Origin of the sequence: Conexibacter sp. SYSU D00693 (genome assembly GCF_017084525.1) — a bacterium.
Taxonomy (GTDB): Bacteria; Actinomycetota; Thermoleophilia; order Solirubrobacterales; family Solirubrobacteraceae; genus Baekduia.
Genome location: NZ_CP070950.1, coordinates 1,692,477 through 1,713,569, shown reverse-complemented (window position 1 = coordinate 1,713,569; position 21,093 = coordinate 1,692,477). Strand labels below are relative to the sequence as shown.

Genomic DNA, 21,093 nt, shown 5'->3' with positions numbered 1-21,093 from the left:
GGTCGCCCATGAAGACCGAGATCCACCCGGAGTACGTCCGCTCGCACGTCCAGTGCACCTGCGGCAACGAGTTCTACACGCGCTCGACCGAGCCGGAGATCCGGGTCGAGCTGTGCGCCAAGTGCCACCCGTTCTACACCGGTCGCCAGAAGCTGGTCGACACCGGTGGCCGCGTGGAGCGCTTCAAGCGCCGCCAGGCCCGCGCCGGCAAGAAGTAGGCCCCAGACCGTGACCCGCCCCGCGGCGGCCCCGCCGCGGGCCAGGTCCGTCCCCGCACAGCCGTGATCGAGTCGCTCGTCAGCCAGATCGAGTCGCGGTTCGCCGAGCTCGGCGACCAGATGGTGGACCCCGAGGTCATCGGGGACCGCCAGCGCTACGCCGAGGTCGGCCGCGAGTACCGCCGCCTCGAGTCGGCCGCCGCCCTGGCGAAGGAGTGGCGCCGCGCGAGCGACGACGCCGCCGGCGCCGAGGAGCTGCTCGAGGAGGGCGAGGACCCGGAGGTGCGCGAGATGCTGCGCACCGCGCGTGCGCGCCTCGACGAGCTCGGCGAGGAGATCCGCCTCGCGATGGTCGAGCCCGACCCCAACGACGACAAGGACGTCATCGTCGAGGTCCAGGCGGGCGCGGGCGGCGAGGAGGCCGGCCTCTGGGCGGGCGACCTCTTCCGGATGCTCACCCGCTACGCCGAGCGCCGCGGCTTCAAGGCCGAGCCGCTGGAGTCCTCCGAGGGCAAGCACACCTTCGCGGTCAAAGGCGACGGCGCGTTCAGCGTCTTCAAGTTCGAGGGCGGCACGCACCGCGTGCAGCGCGTCCCGGCGACCGAGTCCCAGGGGCGCATCCACACCTCGACGGCCACCGTGGCGGTCCTGCCCGAGGCCGAGGAGGTCGACGTGCACATCGACCCCAACGACCTGCAGGTCGACGTCTACCGCTCCTCGGGCCCGGGCGGCCAGTCGGTCAACACGACCGACTCGGCGGTGCGCATCACGCACAAGCCGACGGGCACCGTCGTCTCGATGCAGGACGAGAAGAGCCAGCTGCAGAACCGCGAGAAGGCGATGCGCGTGCTGCGCGCGCGGCTCTTCGAGCGCGCGCAGGCCGAGCAGCAGGCCGCGGCGGCCGCCGAGCGCCGCTCGCAGGTCGGCACGGGCGACCGCGCGGAGAAGATCCGCACGTACAACTACGGCGAGCGCCGGGTCACCGACCACCGCATCAAGCTCACGCGCCACGACCTCGACCAGGTGCTCGAGGGCGAGCTCGGTGAGTTCACGTCGGCGCTCCAGGACGACGAGAAGCGCCGCCGGCTCGAGGAGCAGGCGGCGGGCGCCGCCTCCTGACGTGGCGCGCGGGCTGCAGCGCGGGACACCCGCGCGCGAGGCCCTCGACTCCGCCCTGGTCGCGCTGCGCGCGGCGGGGCTCGACACCCCGCGCCTCGACGCCGAGCTGCTCGTCGCCCACGCGCTGGGCGGCGTCGACCGCGCCGCGCTGATCACCCAGGACCTCGAGGTCGCCGGCGACGGCGCGCGCTGGCTGCGCGACGCGGTGCGCCGGCGGGCGGTCGAGCGCGTCCCGGTCGCCTACCTCGTGGGGCACAAGGGCTTCCGGCGCCTGGAGCTCGAGGTCGACGAGCGCGTGCTCGTGCCACGGCCGGAGACCGAGCACCTCGTCGAGGCCGCGCTCGAGGATCTGCCACCGCACGCGCGGGTGCACGACGTCGGGACCGGCAGCGGGGCCGTGGCGCTCGCGCTCGCCGACGAGCGCCCGGACCTCGTCGTCAGCGCCAGCGACCTCTCCGAGGACGCGCTGGCCGTCGCGCGCTCGAACGCCGCGCGGCTGGGGCTCGCCGACCGCGTCACGTTCTCGGTGGGCGACCTGCTCGCCGGGGTCGACGCCGAGCACGTCGTGGCCAACCTGCCCTACGTCGAGGAGGGCGCGACGCTCGCGCCCGAGCTCGGCCACGAGCCGCGCGGCGCGCTGTTCAGCGGGCCCGACGGGCTCGACGCGCTGCGGCGCTTCGCCGCGCAGGCGCAGGCCGCGCCCGTCCGCTGGGTGGCGCTGGAGCACGGGGCCGGCCAGTCCGACGCCGTCCGCGCGCTCTTCGCCGGCTGGGCGGGGACGCGCGCGGTGCAGGACCTTGCCGGCCACGACCGGGTGGTGGTCGCGTGGCGCTGATCTCGCGCGACGAGGCGGCGACGCTCGAGCGCTGCATGGCCGTCGGCGGCGTCGCCGTCTTCCCCGCCGACACCGTCTACGGCCTGGCCTGCGATCCCGAGGCCAAGGAGGCCGTCGACCGCATCTACGCGATGAAGGGCCGCCCGCCGGTCAAGCCGTCGGCGGTGCTCGTCTTCCAGCTCGAGCTGGCCCTCGCGGCCCTGCCCGAGCTCGGCACCCGCACGCGCATGGCCGTCGAGACGCTGCTGCCCGGGGCGCTGACGCTGCTGCTGCCCAACCCCGCCCGGCGCTTCCCGCTGGCCTGCGGGCCCGACCCGGCGACCGTCGGCCTGCGCGTGCCGGCGCTGCCCCCGGCGCTCGAGGCGCTGGGCGGCGTGCGCTGGCCCATCCTCCAGACCTCCGCGAACGCCTCCGGCGGCGCGGACGCCCGCCGCCTCGAGGACGTCCCGGCACCGATCCGCGAAGCGGCCGACCTGCTCCTCGACGGCGGCGAGCTGCCGGGGACGCCGTCGACGGTGGTCGACCTGCGCCGGTTCGAGGTCGACGGTGGGTGGTCGGTCGTGCGCGAGGGCGCGGTCAGCGCGGTGGTCGTCGGTGACGCCCTGCAGGGCGTCCTCTGACGCGACCCCACCGCCCGGTACCCTGGGTCGGGCCGCCATGACCGACCTGCCTGCCGACTTCTTCAGCCGCCCCGTCGCGGACGTGGACCCCGAGATCGCCGAGGTCCTCCAGCTCGAGCTCGACCGCCAGCGGCGGACGCTCGAGATGATCGCCAGCGAGAACTTCGTGCCCCAGGCGGTCCTCGACTGCCAGGGCAGCGTGCTGACCAACAAGTACGCCGAGGGCTACCCCGGCAAGCGCTACTACGGGGGCTGCGAGCACGTCGACGTCGCCGAGCAGCTGGCGATCGACCGCGCCAAGGCGCTCTTCGGGGCCGAGCACGCCAACGTCCAGCCGCACGCCGGCGCGCAGGCCAACACGGCGGTCTTCCACGCGCTGCTGCAGCCCGGCGACACGATCATGGGCCTCTCGCTGGCCCACGGCGGCCACCTGACCCACGGCATGAAGCTCAACGTGTCGGGGCGCCTCTACGAGGTCGCGGCCTACGAGGTCGACCGTGAGACGAGCCGGGTCGACATGGACCAGGTCGCCGCGATCGCCCAGGAGCGCAGGCCCAAGCTCATCATCGCCGGCTGGTCGGCCTACCCCCGCCAGCTCGACTTCGCCGCCTTCCGCGCGATCGCCGACGAGGTCGGCGCGCTCTTCATGGTCGACATGGCGCACTTCGCCGGGCTCGTCGCCGCCGGGCTGCACCCGTCGCCGGTGCCCCACGCCGACGTGGTCACCACCACGGTCCACAAGACCCTCGGCGGCCCCCGCTCCGGCCTCATCCTCAGCCGCGAGGAGCACGCGAAGAAGATCAACTCGGCGGTCTTCCCGGGCCAGCAGGGCGGCCCGCTCATGCACGCGATCGCGGCGAAGGCGGTCGCGCTGAAGATCGCCTCGACCGAGGCCTTCCGCGAGCGCCAGCAGCGCACGATCGACGGCGCCCAGGCGGTGGCCGAGGAGCTGCTCGGCGCGGGCCACGGCGTCGACGTCCTCACCGGCGGCACCGACGTCCACCTCGTCCTGGCGGACCTGCGCAACTCTGAGCTCGACGGCCAGCAGGCCGAGGACCGCCTCCACGAGATCGGCATCACGGTCAACCGCAACGCGGTCCCCTTCGACCCGCGCCCGCCGATGGTCGCCTCCGGCCTGCGCATCGGCACCCCGGCCCTGGCCACCCGCGGCCTGCAGACCGAGGACTTCCGCGAGGTCGGCCAGGTCCTCGCGCAGGCCCTGACGCCGGCCTACGACGGCCAGAAGGCCGAGCTCGCCGAGCGGGTCACCGCGGTCGCGGACAAGTTCCCGCTGTACGAGCAGCTCGGCCAGCCGGCCGCGGTCTAGCCGCCGCGCGGCGTTCCGTCCCGGCGGTGTCGCGTCGCCCTCACCGCGAGCGGCGCGCGTCCACCGCACGCTGCAGGACGTCCGCCATCCGCGCCGCCTGGCGGCGCACGTCGTGCTCCGCGGCCGCCTCGCGCGCCGCGGGGTTCGGCGAGGGCAGCGCCGCCGCCTGCTCCAGGGCGGCGGCGAGGGCGGCGACGTCGCCCGGGTCGACGAGCACGCCGGCCTGCGGCGTGACGAACTCCGGCGGGCCGCCCTGCGTCGTCGCGACGACCGAGCGCTCCATCGCGAGCGCCTCGAGCGCGGCCTGGCCGAAGGGCTCGAGCAGCGAGGGCTGGCAGAGCACGTCGCAGGCGGCGATCCAGCGCGGCACCTCGGCGTGGGGGACCCGGCCGACGACGCGCACGCCGGGCCGGCCCTCGAGCGCGCCGCGCAGCGGGCCGTCGCCGACGTAGGCCAGCGACCCGCGACCCAGCTGCGCGAAGGCGTCGGCGAGCTCCACGACGCCCTTGCGCTCGATGAGCGAGCCGACGCAGAGGAACGCCGGGCCGTCGGCGCCCCAGCCCAGCGCCCCGCGCGCCGCCGCGGCGTCCGCAGGAGCGAAGACCCGCAGGTCCACGCCGCAGTCGACGACCTCGACGGGCACGTCGCGCGCGAGGTCGCCCAGGCGCTCGACGAGCCACGAGGAGTTCGCGATGAGCGCCGCGCACCGGCGCAGGACCGCGCGGGTCGCCCGCGCGAGCGGCGCGGAGTCGCGCGCGTTCTGCACGTCCTGACCGTGGGCCATCACGACGAGCGGCGCGCGGGCCGCGGCCGCCGCGGCGGCGCCCGCCGCCCCCGCGGGGAAGAGGAAGTGGGCGAAGACGACGTCGGGCGAGCCACGGCGCGCCCGGCGAACCGCGTCGGCCGTCAGCCGAGCGTACTTCGTGGGCGGGCCGCCGCGCCGGTCGATGCTCGCGACGTCGACCTCGTGGCCGAGCTCGCGCAGCTCGCGCACGAGGTCGGCGACGAAGACGCCGAGGTCCGGGTCGCCGGGACCCGGCCACATCTGCGTGACGACGAGGACGCGCACCGTCCGTGAAGGCTGCCAGCAGGCCGCCGTCGCCGCAGGGAGCCGTAGGGTGCGCAGCGCATGGGCGAGCTGGACGCCTTCTGGGGGTTCTTGGCCGCGTTCGCCGTCGCCGCGGTCCTCACGCCGGTCACCGCGCGCTTCGCGCGCTCGGTCGGCGCCGTGGACCAGCCGCGGGCGCGCGGGCTCGCCGAGGCGCCCACGCCGCTGCTCGGCGGGCTGGCGATCCTCGCGGCCGTCGTCGTCGCGACCCTCCTGACGCTGGACCCCACGCCGCGGGTGGAGGACCGCGTCACCGGCATCCTGCTCGGCGCCGTCCTCATCGCCGTCGTCGGCGCCCTGGACGACCGCTTCGAGCTGCACCCGGGCGTGAAGCTCGCCGGGCAGGTCGTGGCCGCCGCGATCCCGGTCAACGCCGGGGTCGAGGTGGAGAACATCACGCTGCCGTTCATCGGCGCCCAGGACTTCGGCTCGCTCGGCGGGCCGCTGACGGTCATCGGGATCGTCGCCGTGATGAACGTCGTGAACTTCTCCGACGGCGTCGACGGCCTCGCCGCCGGGGTCTGCGCGATCGCCGCCGCGACGTTCGCGGTCATCGCCTTCGACCTCGGCCGCGGCCACGCCGGGATCCTCGCGGCGGTCACCGCCGGCGCCGCGCTGGGGTTCCTCGTCCACAACTTCCACCCGGCCAGCGTCTTCATGGGCGACTGCGGGTCCAACCTCCTGGGCCTGCTGCTGGGCTGCATCGCCGTCGAGGGCGCGGTGAAGACCCAGGCGGTCCTCGCGCTCGTCTTCCCGCTGCTGGTCCTGGCGATCCCGTTCCTGGACACGACGTTCGTCGTGCTCAAGCGGATGAAGTACCGCCGGCCCGTCTACCGGCCCGACGCCAACCACTTCCACCACCGCTTCAGCCGCATCGGCTTCAGCCAGCGCCGGACGGTCGCCTACCTCTACGCCTGGGCCTCGATGCTCGGGGTCTTCGCGATCACGCTGCGCTTCGTGCCCTACTCCGACGACAGCGGGACGCTGGACCCGCTGTGGACGGCGGTCATGGGCGCGCTCGGGCTCGTGGTGCTCGCGGCGTCGGTCTACCTCGTCTACGTCCTCGAGATCCTGAAGTTCCGCCGGCTCAACGCGCTGCGCCTGCGCCGCCAGCAGCCGGGCGTCTCGCAGGACGAGATCGACGCGGACGCCGAGCAGCGGATGGAGACCGGCGAGTTCGAGGCGGTGCGCCGGGAGACCGAGGAGTTCCAGCGGCTGCAGCCCTGAGGGGGCGCTAGCCCTCGAGGTGCTCGACGCGCCCGTAGACGGCGCGCAGCCAGATGCCGGCCAGCGCCTCCACCGCGTCGGCCGAGGAGCCCGCGCTGCCCTGCACGAGCTCCTGGTAGAGCGTGCGCTCGGTCATCCACACGAGCGCGAAGCCCGTCGCGGCGGGGTCCATCTCGCCCGCCCGCCCGGCCTGCTGCTCGGTGACGATCCGCTGCGCCGTCGCGTCGACGAAGCGCCCGAGCAGCCCACGCCAGTACGTCGCGATCTCCGGGTCGTAGGTCGAGACCTCGACGATGGCGCGCAGGAGCGCGCCGTGGTCGCGGTAGAGCTCGGCGATGGCGGTGAGCGCTTCGCGCATCTCCCCGACCGTGTCGCCGCCCGAGGTGAACCACCGGTCGGCGCGCTCGTAGAGCGATCCCGAGACGTCGGCCGCCAGGCGCATCAGCAGCTCGCGCTTGTCGCGGAAGTAGAAGTAGAAGGCCGTCCGCGAGATGCCCGCGGCGGTGGCGATCCGCTCGACGTTGAGGTCGGCGTAGGTCGAGCCCTCGCCCAGCAGCGTCTCCGTCGCGCGCAGGACGTCGGCCTGCACCTGCGCGCGCTTGGCGGTCTGCGGTCCTTCGCGGGGCTCCACGGGTGCCATCGCGGCGAGCATACCCGGCCTCGCGGCCGCCACCGGACACGGTGTCGAACTCGACTTGACGCAGTGTCAACCCGCGTTCTAGCGTCGCGCCATGAGCACCCTCCTCGACCTGACCCAGCAGGGCGACGTCGCCACCATCACGGACGAGTCCAAGCTGTCCTCGGTCAAGCTGATGACGCCCCAGCAGCTCTACGAGCTGTGGGAGCGCCAGAACTGGCAGTCGCACACGATCTCCTTCGAGCGCGACAAGGAGGACTGGGCCGGCCTCTCGGACGCCGACAAGGACGCGATCGTCTGGGGCCTGTCGTCGTTCTTCATCGGGGAGGAGCGCGTGGCGACCCAGTTCAACGGGCTGGTCGGCGCCTACGAGAGCCAGGCCGAGGAGGCGTTCCTCTGCACCCAGCAGGTCGACGAGGCCCGCCACGCCCAGCACTTCAACCGCTTCTACGAGCAGGTCATCGGCTACGACGGCACCTTCGAGTCGCGCTTGGACCGCGCGCGCGAGGACGTCTCGGACGCCTTCAAGGTGCTGTTCGACGACAAGCTCGTCGAGGCCAACCAGCGGCTGCTGCGCGACCCGGGCGACCGCGAGGCGAAGGTCGACTTCGTCGTGACCTACCACATGGTCATCGAGGGGACGCTCGCCCTGACCGGGCAGGCGAACATCACCGACCAGTTCGAGCAGGCCGGCATCATGCCCGGCTTCCTCGAGGGCTTCCGGCTCATCTCGCAGGACGAGCACCGTCACGTCGCCTACGGCACCTGGTTCCTGCAGCAGGCGGCGCAGGACCCGGCGCTGCGCAAGCGCATCCAGGCCCGGCTCTTCGAGCTCATCCCGATCGCCAGCGGCGTCCTCGTCCCGCCCGGCGTCGACGCGGCGGACAACTACGAGATCTTCGGCAAGACCCGTGACGAGGTCATGGGCTACGCGTTCACCGCGCTGACCCGCCGGCTCAAGGTCATCGGCGTGCCGCTCCAGGCGCCCGACGAGGAGGCGGTGCCCGCCTAGCCGGCCGGCTGGAGCTCGACGGGCGGGGAGGGGACTCCCCGCCCGTTCTTCCGGGGCCCTGACCGGCTGCGGTCGGGAGGCGATCTGACCCGCTCATGTCGCCGGCGATATGGCCGATGATGAGGTCGATGCGCCGCCTCCGCCTTGGGCTCGTCCTGCCCGCCGTCCTGCTCTGCGCCTTCTCCGTCGCCCCCGCCGCGAACGCGGGCGTGACGATCGGCATCGCCGACCAGAAGACCGACTTCCTCCACGACGAGCGGTTCACGGAGCTCGGCATCCGCCACGCGCGGATCTCCGTCCCCTACGACGTCCTGCAGGACACCGACACCCTCCCGGCCGTCGACCAGTGGCTGCTCGATGCCAAGGCGGACGGCATCAGCCCGCTCGTGACCTTCGACCGCTCGCGCCGCCCCGGCCGCAAGTCGGTCACCCCGTCGCCGGCCGAGCTCGCCCGCTCGCTGCGCGGCTTCCGCAAGCGCTGGCCGTTCATCCGCGAGTTCTCCACGTGGAACGAGGGGAACATCAACAAGAACGCGAAGATCGTCGCCAAGCAGTGGCTCGCGCTGCGCAAGGCCTGCCCGTCCTGCACGATCCTCGGCGTCGACCTCGTCGACCACAAGAACATCGCCCGCTGGGCCCAGGACTTCGTCCGCGCGGCGGGTCGCACGCCCAAGTACTGGGGCCTGCACAACTACGTCGACGTCAACCAGTTCACGACGAAGGAGACCAAGAAGCTCCTGCGCGCCGTGAAGGGCGAGTTCTGGCTGACGGAGACCGGCGGCGTGGTCGAGCGGCGCAACAAGTCCTCGGTGAGGTTCGCCGGCACGGGCGCCCAGCACGCCGCGAAGGCGACGGCCTTCCTGTTCGACAAGCTCGCCAAGGTGAGCAAGCGGATCCGGCGCGTGTACCTCTACCACTGGAACTCGCACCCGGACGCGCTGTCCTGGGACTCGGGCTTCATCGGCCCCGACGGCTCGATCCGCCCGGCGCTCGACGTCCTCAAGGCGCGGCTCAAGGCCCGCCGCTAGCGGGTCTCGCCAGGCGACGCCCTAGGCTGGAGCGCTCGTGCACGTCGCCAACCTCGACGACCGCGAGCCCTTCACGACGAAGGACGGCTCGACCATCCGCGAGGTGTGCGGGCCGGCCTGGACGCCGGCGCGCAACCAGTCGCTGGCCGAGGCGACCGTCCCCGTCGGCGCCGCCACCACCGCCCACTTCCACCGCGAGGCCGAGGAGCTGTACTTCTTCACCGCGGGCTCGGGGCGGCTGCGCATCGGCGACGAGGAGCGCGACGTCCGGCCGGGCGACTGCGCGGTCATCCCGCCAGGGATCGAGCACAAGATGTGGAACACCGGCGAGGTGCCGCTCGTCCTGCTGTGCTGCTGCGCCCCGGCGTACCGCCACGAGGACACCGTCCTGACCGAGCCCGAGCCGGGCGACGAGGCCGCATGAGGCGCCTGCTCGTGCTCCTCGCGGTCGCGCTGGCGGCCGTGACCGCCGGCTCGGCGGCCGTCGCGCCCGCTCCGGCGCAGGCGCTCGTCGTCGGCATCGGCGACCAGAAGCCGGACATGTTCGCCGACCCGCTGTTCGCCGAGACGGGCATCCGCCACGCCCGCCTCGCCGTCTCGTGGGACGCGATGAACCACCCGTGGCAGGTCCGCGAGCTCGACGCCTGGCTGCAGGGCGCGAAGGCGGCGGGCGTCCAGCCGCTCGTCGGGTTCTGGCACTCGCGCACGAACCGCCGCTCGCTGCCCAAGCCCGAGCTCTTCAAGTTCCAGTTCCGCAAGTTCCGGGCGCGCTACCCGTGGGTGACGACGTTCGCGACGTGGAACGAGGCCAACCACTGCGGCGAGCCGACCTGCAACCGGCCCGCGCTCGTCGCCGCCTACTGGAAGGCGATGCGCCGCGAGTGCCGCTCGTGCCGCGTCCTGGCCTCCGAGCTGCTCGACATGCCCAACATGGCCAAGTGGGTGCGCAGCTTCCGCCGCGCGGCCGGCTTCGACCCGGGCATCTGGGGCCTGCACAACTACATCGACGCCAACCGCTTCCGCACCTCGGGCACCCGCGCGCTGCTGCGCGCGACGCGCGGCAAGGTCTGGTTCACCGAGACGGGCGGGATCGTGAAGCGCCGCACGAAGGTCAACGTGCCGCTCAACGAGTCCTCCGCGCACGCCGCGAAGGCGACGCGCTGGGTCTTCGACAAGCTCGTCCCGCTGGACCGCAAGCGCATCCAGCGCGTGTACCTCTACCACTGGAACACGCCGCCCGGCCGCCAGTCCTGGGACTCGGGGCTCGTCAACCAGCACGACCAGCCGCGGGCGGCCTTCCGCGTCCTGCGCAAGGTGCTGCGCCGGCTCGCACCGGCGCTCCCGGGCGTCCCGCTCGGCCAGGCCACCGACCCGTCGCGCTAGTCCGTGCGGCTGGCGATCGTCAGCGACACGCACCTGCCCCGCGGCGCGCGGCGCCTGCCCGACGAGGCCCTCGCGCGGATGCGCGCCGCCGACCTCGTCGTGCACGCCGGCGACCTCATGCGCGTCGAGGTCCTCGAGCTCCTCGAGGCCCTCGGACCACCGGTGGTGGCGGTCTTCGGCAACGTCGACGACGCCCCGGTCCGCGCCCGGCTGCCCGAGCGCGTGGAGGTCGACCTCGAGGGCGGGGTGCGGCTGGGCGTCGTCCACGACGCGGGGCCGGCCAAGGGCCGCCTCGCCCGCATGCGCCGCGCGTTCCCCTCGTGCGACGCGGTCGTCTTCGGCCACTCCCACATCCCGCTGCACCAGACGTCGGAGGACGGCGCCTTCCAGCTCTTCAACCCCGGCTCGCCGACCGAGCGCCGCCGCCAGCCGCGCCACACCATGGGCGAGGCGGTCGTCCGCGGCGGGGCGATCGCGTTCGCGTTCCTCGACCTGGACTGAGCGCCGCCGGTCCGGGGCCGGCTCGGGCGGGGAGGTGGGACGGTCTCGCGCGTCGGGCGCGACGACCCTGGACTTCGGGGCCGGTGAGGACCGCGGCTCCAGGGTCGCGTTGCCCGCGGCGGTTGGACCATCGATTGGCGCATTCTCCGCTCCCCAGGCGGAGGATCCGCCAACGGATGACGCGAGCGTCTTGCGCGCCCGGTGGCGGCACCGCCCTCCCTCTCCCTCGGTGCCATCGGCGGCGGTCTCGTCGCTGGAGGCCCGCCGGCGCTGAGCTCCGCCCGAGCGGCGTCATGGGACGCGGCGTCGGCTGTTCGGCAGTGAGGGAGGGGAGCCGTCGGCGGCCGCGTCCTTCGTGGGCGGTCCGAGCATCGATTGGCGTCTTCTCCGCTCCCCAGGCGGAGGATCCGCCAACGGATGGCCTCGAGCTCAGCGCCGCTCCGCCGCCTCCGCCGCCAGGGCGCCGATCACCGTGCGCATCCACGCCCGCTCGTCGGGCTCGGCGACCGGCATCCGGCGCTGGGCCCAGCGCATGATCGCCCGGCGGGAGCCCATGGCGAGCAGGGGGCCGCAGACGGCGTAGCGCGCGTCGCCCAGGACGACGAGGCAGCCCGGGGCGTCGCGGCGCACGCGCAGGGTGTCGTGGACGGGGGTGCCCGCGACCTCGTCGGGGTGGGCGGGGTCGCCGTCGTCCGTGGTCCAGGTGCGCACCGAGAAGACCGGCATGGCGCCGCGGCGGATGGGGCGGGGGACCTGGGCACCGCCGCCGGCCATGTCCGAGCCGGTGCGCCAGCGCTGCATGAGCGGCGGGATCCGGCGCGCCGACTCCTCGCGGTAGAGGATGTGGAGGCGGTCGCCGGCGTGGATGAGCATCGAGCCGCGCGGCGGGATCGCCTGGCCCTCGCGGACGACGACGGTGACGACCGCCTCGCGCGGGAGGCCCAGCTCGCGCACGCGGGCGCCCACGATCGCGTCGTCGGGCCCGACGGGGTAGTCGAGGACCTCCGCGCCCAGCCGGCGGATCGTCCCGGCCTCGGCCAGCGGGGCGGGCAGCGCGGGCTCGGCCGTCGTCACGCCCAGGAGGCGGGCGAACGGCTCGATCGTCGACCCCTGCAGGACCGTCGAGACGAGCACCGCGAAGAAGACGAGGTTGAAGAACTCGAGCGAGCCCTCCACGCCGTCGATCACCGGGAACGTGGCGAGGACGACGGGCACCGCGCCGCGCAGGCCCGCCCACCCGAGGACCGCCTTCTCCGCCGCGCTGAAGCGCTGGCCGACGGTCGAGGCCCACACCGCCGCGGGCCGCGCGACGAACACGAGGATGAGCGCGAGCAGCGTCCCGCGCACCGCGACGTCGCCGAGCTGCGACGGGAACACGAGCAGCCCGAGCGCGAAGAACATGACGAGCTGGCCGACCCACGCCATGCCCTGGTGGAAGGCGGTGATCGTCTGCTGGGCGGGCAGCGGCGCGCCGCCCATCGCCAGCCCGGCGAGGTAGACCGCGAGGAAGCCCGAGCCGTGCAGCGCGTCGGCCGAGCCGAAGGCCAGGGCGGCCGTCGCCAGCGAGGCGACGGGGTACAGCCCGACGTTCGACAGTCGCGCGGTCTGGAAGACGCGCACCGCCAGCCAGCCGACGGCGAGGCCCGCGACCAGGCCGATCGCCAGCTCCTCGGCGGCGATCTTCAGGAACTCGGCGACGCCGGCCTCGTCGTGGGTCAGGACCTCGATGAAGCCGAGGACGAGGACGACGGCCACCGGGTCGTTGAGGCCCGACTCGCCCTCCAGCGTGCGCGCGAGCCGGCGGCGCAGCGTCGACTGGCGCAGGATCGCGAAGATCGCCGCGCCGTCGGTCGAGGCGAGGATCGAGCCCAGCAGCAGCCCCTCGAGCGTGGACAGGTCGAAGAGCCACGCCGCCGCCAGGCCGGTGACGGCCGCGGAGACCGCGGTGCCGACGACCGCGAGCGCCGTCGACGAGGCGAGCACGGGCCGGACCTCGTGCCAGCCCGCGGTCAGACCGCCCTCGAACAGGATCAGCGCGAGGGCGATGATCCCGATGTCGCGGGCCAGCTCGTAGTCGTCGAAGTGCAGCAGCGAGAGCCCGTCGGACCCGAGCGCCATCCCGACGCCGAGGAACAGGACGAGCGACGGCACGCGGACGCGGTCGGCGACCAGGGACACAGCGAGGCCCGCCGCCAGCAGCAGCCCGGCGACGAGGATCAGCTCGCCCTGCTCCATCCACCCTCAGCTTCTCATGCCGAGCGCGGGTCACCCTGTGCGGGCGCGCGACGCGGCGCGCATCTGGTAGGACCTCGCGCCATGATCGGTCATGGGAGAGGTGCGCGGCTGCTGGCCGGCACGGCCGCCGTCGCGGCCTGTGCGGCGATCGCCGGCTGCGGGGGAGACGACGGGGGCGACGACGAGCCGTCGGGCCGCGCCGCGAACGCCAGTGAGCGCCAGGGCGTCGAGCAGACGGTGAACGCCTGGTACGACGCGCTCGGGCGCGGCGACGCCCAGGGCGCGTGCGACCAGCTGACGCCCGAGGCCCAGAAGGCCGGCGGCGCGTCGTGCATCGACACGCTCAACGGCCTGCTCAAGGCGACGCCGGCCGCTTCGCGCCAGCTCATCGCCCAGTCGAAGCTCAGCGACGTGAAGGTCGCCGACGACGGCAAGGCCACCGCCGTCGTGAGCCAGGACAAGAAGGTCGCACCGAGCGGCGAGGACCGCCTCGAGCTCAGCCAGTCCGGCGGCCGCTGGCTCATCTCGAACCCCTCCGCGCGCACCTCCTAGAACGCGCACGGAGGTCCGTGCGCGACGTGGCAGTCGCCGCCGCTCGCGGCGGCTGCCACGTCATCGCCGCCCAGCGGGTGTCCGACCGCTCGCGGCGACTGTCACGAAGTTGTTACAAAGTCGAAGGACCTACTAAGCTGCGCGCCGCCGCCCCGCGGAGCCGCCTGTCCCCGGCTCTGCACCGCCGTCGCCCGCGTCTGCCCGCGGGCGCTCGCGCGTCCAGGGACGGTCCCTGTCCTCATGCCCCACCTCGAGCACCCCGACGACGACCCGACCCGCGACGACGCGGGGGCCCAGGAGGGACCCGTGCGTCCCGACGACGCCTCCCGCGCCCGTGGCGCCGGGCCGCGGCACCGCCGCGCGCGCTGCACCGCGCGCGCCGCGCAGCGCCGCCGTCGCGGTGCGCCGGCGGGGCGTCGTCCCGCTCACCTGGTGCGGCGGCGCCGCGGTGCCGCCGGGTGCCCGCGCGCGTGACGGCTGCGTCCCCCGCCGAGGACCCCGGGATGCTCGTCGTCCGGTGGCTCGACGTCGTCCTCGTGCTGCTCGCCGCCCCCTTCGTGCTCGTCGCGGGCCTGCCCGTCCTGGGCTACGTGGTCGGGGCCGTGCTGTGGACGCTGCAGCGCGTCGCGCAGGGCGTGATCGACCGCCGCGCGCGTGCGCAGACGGACCTCCGCAGCACCGTCGGCCTCCAGGTGGCGGGCATCGTCGGACGCGGCTGGCTCGTTGCGCTTACGATCCTGGCCGTCGGGCTGGCCGCCGAGCGCGAGGACGGTGCCACCGCCGCCGTCGTCGTCCTCGCCGCCTTCTCGGTCCACCTCGGCATGACCCTCGTCCTGAAGTCCTTCGAGAGCAGAGGCTCCACCACCGCATGAGCAGCACCCGCAGCAAGGTGTTCCTTGGCCTGGGCCTGTACTTCGCCCTGGTCGTCGCCTTCGTCCTCATCTTCGGCTCCAGCGGCGAGAACGAGGCGTTCCAGCCCCAGAACGAGTTCAAGCTCGACGACTGGATCGACCTGGGGATCTTCTCGATCAACAAGGCGGTCCTCTACATCGTCGCCGCCGGCGTGCTGACCGTCGCGACGATGCTCTACGTCGCCAACCGCATGCAGGCGCGCCCCAACCGGGTGCAGACCGTCGTCGAGATGCTCTACGGGCTGATGCGCGAGAACATCACGAACGGCAACCTCGAGGACCCGAAGATGGCCCGGAAGTGGTTCCCGTTCATCGCGACGATCTTCCTCTTCATCTGGTTCTCGAACCTCATCGGCTACCTGCCGCTGCCGACGAACACCGAGCACAAGGTCGACATCTTCGGGCTCGACGTGCCGGCCTTCGCGCTCTACGCCGCCACCGCGAACCTCAGCGTCCCGCTGGTGCTCGCCCTGGTCGTGTGGGTCGCCTACAACGTCGAGGGCATCCGCGCCAAGGGCTTCATCGGCTACATGAAGTCGCTCATCCCCGCGGGCGTGCCCGGCCCGCTCAAGGGCCCGCTGTTCTTCCTCGAGCTCTTCTCGAACATCATGCGGCTCATGTCGCTCTCCGTGCGACTGTTCGCGAACATCCTCGCGGGCCACCTGATCATCCTCTTCATGGGCGGCGCGCTGGCCGTCCTGCTCGGCAGCGCCGCCATCGGCATCCTCACGTTCCCGATGGGCGTCGTGCTCTTCCTCTTCGAGGTGGGCCTCGTCGCGACGCTGCAGGCGTTCATCTTCGCCACCCTGACTGCCATCTACCTCGGCGGCGCGGTCGCCGAGTCCCACTAGGTCACCAAGGAGCCAACCCCACATGGACCTCTCCGTCATCACCACGATCGCCCAGGCGGGCGCTGAGCTCGAGGCCGCCGGCGGCGACGCGGGCAAGGCGATCGCGCTGGGTCTGGGCGGCGGCCTGGGCGCCGCGGGCGCCGGCGTCGGCATCGGCTACATCTTCGGCAAGGTCATCGAGTCGGTGACCCGCCAGCCGGAGATGCGCGACGAGATCACCGGCATCCAGTGGCTGGGCTTCGCGCTCACCGAGGCGTGCGTGTTCTACGGCCTCGTGGCCGGCCTGCTCGCCTTCTTCCTCTAGGCCGCGATGCTCACGTCCCTGACCACGCTGATCCCGCTCGCGGCCACCGCCGAGGGCGAGGAGGAGGGCGGCAGCTTCCTGGTCGAGCCCGGCGTCGGGCTCATGCTCTGGACGCTGCTCGTCTTCGGCATCGCGATGGTCCTGCTCTCCCGGCTGGCGTGGCCGAAGATCGCCGAGGCGCTCGACAAGCGCCAGCGCGCGATCGAGGAGTCCATCGACGCCGCGGAGCGGACCAAGAAGGAGTCCGCCGACCTGCTCGAGGAGTACCGCGAGCGCCTCAAGGAGGCCCGGACGCAGGCCGAGGACATCGTCGCGCGCGCCCGGCGCGCCGGCGAGGAGCACCAGCGCGAGAGCCAGGAGAAGGCCAAGGTCCAGCGGGAGGAGCTCATGGAGCAGACCCGCCGCGACATCGAGGCCGAGACCCGTCGCGCCATCCAGGAGATCCGCCGTGAGGTCGCCGACCTCACGGTGGCCGCCACCGAGAAGGTCACGCGCAAGACGCTGACCGAGGACGACCAGCGCCGCCTCGTGGAGGAGGCGCTGAGCGAGCTCGACTTCTCGTCCCTCTCCAAGAACTAGCCACCCACCGCAGAGCCGACAGGACGCCCCCATGGAAGAGATCGCCCAGGTCTACGCCCGCTCGCTGTTCGAGGTCGCCAAGTCCCAGGACAAGCTCGACCTCGTCCGCGAGCAGCTCGGCCAGCTCAGCGAGGCCCTCGACCAGAACCGCGAGCTGTCGGTGTTCTTCTTCTCGCCCTACTTCTCCACCGAGGAGAAGAAGGACGGGCTGAGCCGGGTCGTCGAGGGGGCCGACGACACGGTGCGCAACTTCCTCGAGCTGCTCGTGGAGAAGCACCGCATGCCGGTCGTACACCGCATCCGGCGCGTCTTCGACTCCCTGTGGGAGGAGGAGAACCGCCTGCTGCCGGTGCAGATCACCAGCGCCATCGAGCTCGACGAGGCGACCGTCCGCTCCATCGGCGATCGCATCGGCGAGCAGACCGGCCGCAAGGTCGAGCTCACCACGAAGGTCGACGGCGACGTCCTCGGCGGCCTGGTCCTCCAGGTCGGCAACCAGGTCCTCGACGCCTCGATCCGCAACCGCCTCGACAACCTCCGCAGGAACGTGGCCAAGGCCGCCTAGGCTGGAAGCACGCCCCGTCCGCACCCCCGCCACGACCAAGGACCCCTCTTCTGATGCAGATCAACCCCGACGAGATCACCTCCATCCTCAAGTCCCGCATCGAGGGGCTCGACCAGGGGCAGGCCGAGCTGACCGAGGTCGGCACCGTGCTGTCCGTCGCGGACGGCATCGCCCGCATCCACGGCCTCGAGAACTGCATGTCGTTCGAGATGCTCGAGCTCCCGCACGACGTGACGGGCCTCGCGCTGAACCTCGAGTCCGACAACGTCGGCGCCGTGCTCTTCGGCCCGTGGGAGAAGATCGTCGAGGGCGACACGGTCAAGCGCACCGGCCGCCTGCTCGAGATCCCCGTCGGTGAGCAGATGCTCGGCCGCATCGTCTCGCCGCTGGGCATCCCGCTCGACGGCAAGGGCGACATCGCCACGGAGGAGACCCGCCCGGCCGAGTTCAAGGCCCCGGGCGTCGTCGCGCGTCAGTCGGTCTCCGAGCCGATGCAGACGGGCCTCAAGGCGATCGACTCGATGATCCCGATCGGCCGCGGCCAGCGCGAGCTCGTGATCGGCGACCGCCAGACCGGCAAGACCGCGATCTGCATCGACACGATCATCAACAACAAGGACTCCGACCTGGTCTTCGTCTACGTGGCGATCGGCCAGCGCATGTCCACCGTCGTCGGCCTGGCCGAGACGCTCGCCGAGAACGGCGCCCTGGACAAGACGATCATCGTCGCGGCCCCGGCCGACGAGGCGGCGCCGATCAAGTTCCTGGCCCCGTACGCGGGCGCCGCCATGGCGGAGTACTTCCTCTACAAGGGCGGGCACGCGGTCGCGTTCTACGACGACCTCACCAAGCACGCCTACGCGTACCGGCAGATGTCGCTGCTGCTGCGCCGCCCGCCGGGCCGCGAGGCGTACCCGGGCGACGTCTTCTACCTCCACAGCCGCCTGCTCGAGCGCGCGGTCAAGCTCAACGACCAGCTCGGCGGCGGGTCGATGACGGCGCTGCCGATCATCGAGACGCAGGCCGGCGACGTGTCGGCCTACATCCCGACGAACGTCATCTCGATCACCGACGGGCAGATCTTCCTCGAGCCCAAGCTCTTCAACTCGGGCGTGCGCCCGGCGATCAACGTCGGCATCTCGGTGTCGCGCGTGGGCGGCTCGGCGCAGATCTCCCCGATGAAGAAGGTCGCGGGCCGCCTGCGCCTGGAGCTCTCGCAGTTCCGCGAGCTCGAGGCGTTCGCCCAGTTCGGCTCCGACCTCGACGCCGACACCCAGCGCACGCTGGCCCGCGGTGAGCGCCTGGTCAAGACGCTCAACCAGAACGAGCGCGAGCCGCTGGCCGTCGAGGACCAGGTCATCCAGGTCTACGCCGCGACCAACGGCTACCTCGACCGCATCTCCGTCGACCGCGTCGAGGAGTTCCTCGAGGGCCTGACCCAGCGCGCCCACAGCGAGGGCGCCGACCTCCTGAAGTCGATCGCCGGCGGCGACTGGTCCGACGGCACGCAGGACGCGGTCAAGAAGCTCGTGGGCGACTTCGCCGACGACTTCGGCCACGACCTCGACGAGGAGGGCCTGCCCAGCGGCGACGACGAGCCGGGCGCGCGGTCCGAGCAGTCCTCCGAGGAGTCCGCGGAGTCCGAGGAGTCCGAGACGGCCGGCGCCGCGGCCTAGCGCCGCGGCCAACGCCCACTCGCTGACGAGGAGCACGCTTGTCCCAGCGCGACATCAAGAACCGGATCTCGTCCGTCCAGAACATCCGCAAGATCACGCGCGCGATGGAGATGGTCGCGGCGGCGCGCCTGCGCCGGGCCGAGCAGCGCATCGAGGCGCTGCGGCCCTACGCGGGCGCCATCCGGCGCATGACCCGCCAGGCGGCGGAGGCGGCCGGCAGCGGTGAGCTGTCCAAGCTGCCGATCCTCGCCTCGCGCGACTCCGAGTCGACCGTCGCGATCCTCATGGTCACCGCGGACCGCGGCCTGGCCGGCGCGTTCAACTCGCAGATCATCCGCGCCGGCATCCGCGCCGCGGACGAGTTCGTCGGCGAGGGCAAGCAGGTCGAGTACTTCGCGACGGGGCGCCGCGGCGTGTCGTCGCTGACGTTCCGCGGCCGTGAGCCCAAGGGCAGCTACGTCGGGTTCACCGACCGGCCGTCCTACGCCAACGCGCGCGAGGTCGCCGAGGCGCTCATGGCCGCCTACGTCGACGGCGAGGTCGACCGCGTCGAGATCCTCTACAACGGCTACGTGTCGCCGCTGGTGCAGGAGGTGCGGCGCGAGACGCTGCTGCCGCTGCAGCAGGCGACGATCCTCGAGGGCAACGAGCGCGACCGCGAGGGCTCCGAGGGCGACTCGGGCCACCACGCCCTCGTCGAGTACGAGCCCGACCCGGTGGACATCCTCCAGCGGCTCGTGCCGGACTACGTGGAGATCTCGATCTTCCGCGCGATGCTGGAGTCCACCGCCTCCGAGCACGGCGCCCGCATGACCGCCATGCGCAGCGCGTCGGAGAACGCCGGTGACGTGATCAGCGACCTGACGCTCGAGATGAACCGCGCGCGCCAGGCGGAGATCACGCAGGAGATCATGGAAGTCGTCGGCGGCGCCGAGGCGCTCAGCTAGCCCGCCCAACCCCTCTCGAACACAGGAACCACCATGGCTGCCACTGCCGAGAACACCACCCAGACGGGCTCGAACACCGGCCGGATCGAGGAGATCCAGGGCGTCGTCATCGAGGCCGTCTTCCCCGACGAGCTCCCCGAGATCTACTCGGCCCTGGAGGTCGACCGCGAGGGCGACGAGCCGCTCGTCCTCGAGGTCCAGCAGCACCTCGGCGACGACCGCGTGCGGTGCGTCGCGATGGACTCCACCGACGGCATCGCCCGCGGCCAGGAGGTGCGCGACACCGGCGGGCCGATCACCGTCCCGGTCGGCGAGATCACCCTCGGGCGCATCTTCAACGTCCTCGGCGACCTCATCGACGAGGGCGAGCCGGTCGAGGTCAAGGAGCGCTGGCCGATCCACCGCTCGGCGCCGACCGTCGAGAACCTGACCCCGACGACCGAGATGTTCGAGACGGGCATCAAGGTCATCGACCTCCTCGCGCCCTACGCCAAGGGCGGCAAGGTCGGCCTGTTCGGCGGCGCCGGCGTCGGCAAGACCGTCCTCATCCAGGAGCTCATCCACAACCTCGCCAAGGAGCACGGCGGCCTGTCGGCCTTCTGCGGCGTGGGCGAGCGCTCCCGCGAGGGCAACGACCTCTGGGTCGAGATGACCGAGTCGGGCGTCATCGACAAGACGATGCTCGTCTTCGGCCAGATGAACGAGCCGCCCGGCGCGCGCATGCGCGTCGCGCTGTCCGGCCTGACGATGGCGGAGTACTTCCGCGAGCAGGGCGGCCAGGACGTGCTGCTCTTCATCGACAACATCTTCCGCTTCGTCCAGGCCGGCTCCGAGGTCTCGGCGCTCCTGGGCCGCATGCCCTCGCAGGTCGGCTACCAGCCGACGCTGGAGTCCGAGATGGGCCAGCTGCAGGAGCGCATCACCTCGACGCGCCAGGGCTCGGTCACCTCGGTGCAGGCGATCTACGTCCCGGCCGACGACCTCACCGACCCGGCCCCGGCGTCGGTGTTCGCCCACCTCAACGCGACCACCGTGCTCTCGCGCTCCATCTCGGAGAAGGGCATCTACCCGGCCGTCGACCCGCTCGACTCGACCTCGACGATCCTCAAGCCCGACATCCTCGGGCGCGAGCACTACGAGGTCGCCAACGCGGTCAAGGGCGTCCTGCAGCGCTACCGCGAGCTCCAGGACATCATCGCGATCCTCGGCATCGACGAGCTCTCCGACGAGGACAAGCTGGCCGTCGGCCGCGCCCGGCGCATCGAGCGCTTCCTGTCGCAGCCGTTCCACGTCGCCGAGCAGTTCACGGGCACCCCGGGCGAGTACGTGCCGGTCGCCGAGACCGTCCGCTCCTTCAAGGAGATCCTGGACGGCCAGCACGACGACCTGCCGGAGTCCGCCTTCCTCCTCAAGGGCTCGATCGACCAGGTCGTCGAGGCCGCGAAGAAGAGCTCGTAG

The 21,093-nt window shown here is 72.6% G+C and carries 23 protein-coding genes; 20 read left to right on the top strand and 3 right to left on the bottom strand.

What is annotated here, in order from left to right; translation table 11 throughout:
* The first annotated feature begins 8 nt into the window (after nt 1-8).
* From rpmE to glyA, 5 genes are all read left to right on the top strand, one after another.
* Nucleotides 9-218 (top strand): 50S ribosomal protein L31, encoded by a 210-nt coding sequence (gene rpmE / locus JUB12_RS08585; RefSeq protein WP_205699204.1) that lies wholly within the window; start codon nt 9-11, stop codon nt 216-218.
* Between the two features lie 63 nt (nt 219-281).
* On the top strand, nt 282-1,337 hold the full coding sequence (prfA, locus tag JUB12_RS08580; RefSeq protein WP_205699203.1) for a peptide chain release factor 1: 1,056 nt from the start codon (nt 282-284) through the stop codon (nt 1,335-1,337).
* A gap of 1 nt (nt 1,338) precedes the next feature.
* Complete coding sequence (prmC, locus tag JUB12_RS08575; protein WP_205699202.1) at nt 1,339-2,172, top strand: peptide chain release factor N(5)-glutamine methyltransferase; 834 nt, start codon at nt 1,339-1,341, stop codon at nt 2,170-2,172.
* The gene (locus tag JUB12_RS08570; RefSeq protein WP_205699201.1) at nt 2,163-2,792 is read left to right on the top strand and encodes an L-threonylcarbamoyladenylate synthase; all 630 of its coding nucleotides are present in this window, start codon (nt 2,163-2,165) and stop codon (nt 2,790-2,792) included. Before prmC ends, JUB12_RS08570 begins: the two co-directional genes overlap by 10 nt.
* Before the next feature lie 37 nt (nt 2,793-2,829).
* Nucleotides 2,830-4,119 carry a serine hydroxymethyltransferase gene (gene glyA, locus JUB12_RS08565; RefSeq protein ID WP_205699200.1) on the top strand — a complete coding sequence of 430 codons (1,290 nt, stop codon included), beginning with the start codon at nt 2,830-2,832 and terminating at the stop codon, nt 4,117-4,119.
* Nucleotides 4,120-4,159: 40 nt separating this feature from the next.
* Here glyA and JUB12_RS08560 read toward each other — a convergent pair whose 3' ends face one another.
* Nucleotides 4,160-5,245: a glycosyltransferase gene (locus JUB12_RS08560; RefSeq protein ID WP_371822324.1), complete on the bottom strand. Its 1,086-nt coding sequence runs from the start codon at nt 5,243-5,245 to the stop codon at nt 4,160-4,162.
* A gap of 3 nt (nt 5,246-5,248) precedes the next feature.
* On the opposite strand from JUB12_RS08560, the gene JUB12_RS08555 reads away from it, so the two are divergent.
* Complete coding sequence (locus JUB12_RS08555) at nt 5,249-6,454, top strand: glycosyltransferase family 4 protein (RefSeq protein ID WP_205699198.1); 1,206 nt, start codon at nt 5,249-5,251, stop codon at nt 6,452-6,454.
* A 7-nt stretch (nt 6,455-6,461) separates the two neighbouring features.
* Here JUB12_RS08555 and JUB12_RS08550 read toward each other — a convergent pair whose 3' ends face one another.
* Nucleotides 6,462-7,094, bottom strand: a complete 633-nt coding sequence (locus tag JUB12_RS08550) for a TetR/AcrR family transcriptional regulator (RefSeq protein WP_205699197.1) — start codon at nt 7,092-7,094, stop codon at nt 6,462-6,464.
* Between the two features lie 91 nt (nt 7,095-7,185).
* Here JUB12_RS08550 and JUB12_RS08545 point away from each other — a divergent pair, with 91 nt between their 5' ends.
* The 5 genes from JUB12_RS08545 to JUB12_RS08525 all read left to right on the top strand — a co-directional run bounded on the left by JUB12_RS08545 (nt 7,186) and on the right by JUB12_RS08525 (nt 11,015).
* A complete protein-coding gene (locus JUB12_RS08545) occupies nt 7,186-8,103 on the top strand; it encodes a ribonucleotide-diphosphate reductase subunit beta (protein WP_205699196.1) in 918 nt (305 codons plus the stop codon).
* Between the two features lie 128 nt (nt 8,104-8,231).
* Nucleotides 8,232-9,131, top strand: coding sequence for a hypothetical protein (locus JUB12_RS08540; protein ID WP_205699195.1), 900 nt, complete (start codon nt 8,232-8,234; stop codon nt 9,129-9,131).
* A 37-nt stretch (nt 9,132-9,168) separates the two neighbouring features.
* Nucleotides 9,169-9,555, top strand: coding sequence for a cupin domain-containing protein (locus JUB12_RS08535; RefSeq protein WP_205699194.1), 387 nt, complete (start codon nt 9,169-9,171; stop codon nt 9,553-9,555).
* Nucleotides 9,552-10,514, top strand: coding sequence for a hypothetical protein (locus JUB12_RS08530; RefSeq protein WP_205699193.1), 963 nt, complete (start codon nt 9,552-9,554; stop codon nt 10,512-10,514). Before JUB12_RS08535 ends, JUB12_RS08530 begins: the two co-directional genes overlap by 4 nt.
* Before the next feature lie 3 nt (nt 10,515-10,517).
* Entirely contained in the window at nt 10,518-11,015 is a 498-nt protein-coding gene (locus JUB12_RS08525) for a metallophosphoesterase (protein WP_205699192.1), read from the top strand.
* A 429-nt stretch (nt 11,016-11,444) separates the two neighbouring features.
* Here the strand turns inward: JUB12_RS08525 and JUB12_RS08520 are convergent, their stop codons facing one another.
* Nucleotides 11,445-13,250 (bottom strand): potassium/proton antiporter, encoded by a 1,806-nt coding sequence (locus JUB12_RS08520; protein WP_205699191.1) that lies wholly within the window; start codon nt 13,248-13,250, stop codon nt 11,445-11,447.
* Between the two features lie 81 nt (nt 13,251-13,331).
* Between JUB12_RS08520 and JUB12_RS08515 the strand changes: the two genes are divergently transcribed.
* From JUB12_RS08515 to atpD, 9 genes are all read left to right on the top strand, one after another.
* The gene (locus tag JUB12_RS08515) at nt 13,332-13,802 is read left to right on the top strand and encodes a hypothetical protein (protein ID WP_205699190.1); all 471 of its coding nucleotides are present in this window, start codon (nt 13,332-13,334) and stop codon (nt 13,800-13,802) included.
* 470 nt (nt 13,803-14,272) lie between these two features.
* Nucleotides 14,273-14,674, top strand: coding sequence for a hypothetical protein (locus JUB12_RS08510; protein WP_205699189.1), 402 nt, complete (start codon nt 14,273-14,275; stop codon nt 14,672-14,674).
* Nucleotides 14,671-15,564: a F0F1 ATP synthase subunit A gene (gene atpB, locus JUB12_RS08505; protein WP_205699188.1), complete on the top strand. Its 894-nt coding sequence runs from the start codon at nt 14,671-14,673 to the stop codon at nt 15,562-15,564. The genes JUB12_RS08510 and atpB overlap by 4 nt, the downstream gene beginning before the upstream one ends.
* 22 nt (nt 15,565-15,586) lie before the next feature.
* Nucleotides 15,587-15,868, top strand: a complete 282-nt coding sequence (gene atpE, locus JUB12_RS08500; RefSeq protein ID WP_205699034.1) for an ATP synthase F0 subunit C — start codon at nt 15,587-15,589, stop codon at nt 15,866-15,868.
* 6 nt (nt 15,869-15,874) lie between these two features.
* Entirely contained in the window at nt 15,875-16,447 is a 573-nt protein-coding gene (gene atpF / locus JUB12_RS08495; protein WP_205699187.1) for a F0F1 ATP synthase subunit B, read from the top strand.
* A 31-nt stretch (nt 16,448-16,478) separates the two neighbouring features.
* Nucleotides 16,479-17,012 (top strand): ATP synthase F1 subunit delta, encoded by a 534-nt coding sequence (atpH, locus tag JUB12_RS08490; RefSeq protein WP_205699186.1) that lies wholly within the window; start codon nt 16,479-16,481, stop codon nt 17,010-17,012.
* Between the two features lie 53 nt (nt 17,013-17,065).
* Entirely contained in the window at nt 17,066-18,688 is a 1,623-nt protein-coding gene (atpA, locus tag JUB12_RS08485) for a F0F1 ATP synthase subunit alpha (RefSeq protein ID WP_205699185.1), read from the top strand.
* A 38-nt stretch (nt 18,689-18,726) separates the two neighbouring features.
* Entirely contained in the window at nt 18,727-19,635 is a 909-nt protein-coding gene (gene atpG, locus JUB12_RS08480) for an ATP synthase F1 subunit gamma (RefSeq protein WP_205699184.1), read from the top strand.
* Nucleotides 19,636-19,668: 33 nt separating this feature from the next.
* On the top strand, nt 19,669-21,093 hold the full coding sequence (gene atpD / locus JUB12_RS08475; RefSeq protein WP_205699183.1) for a F0F1 ATP synthase subunit beta: 1,425 nt from the start codon (nt 19,669-19,671) through the stop codon (nt 21,091-21,093).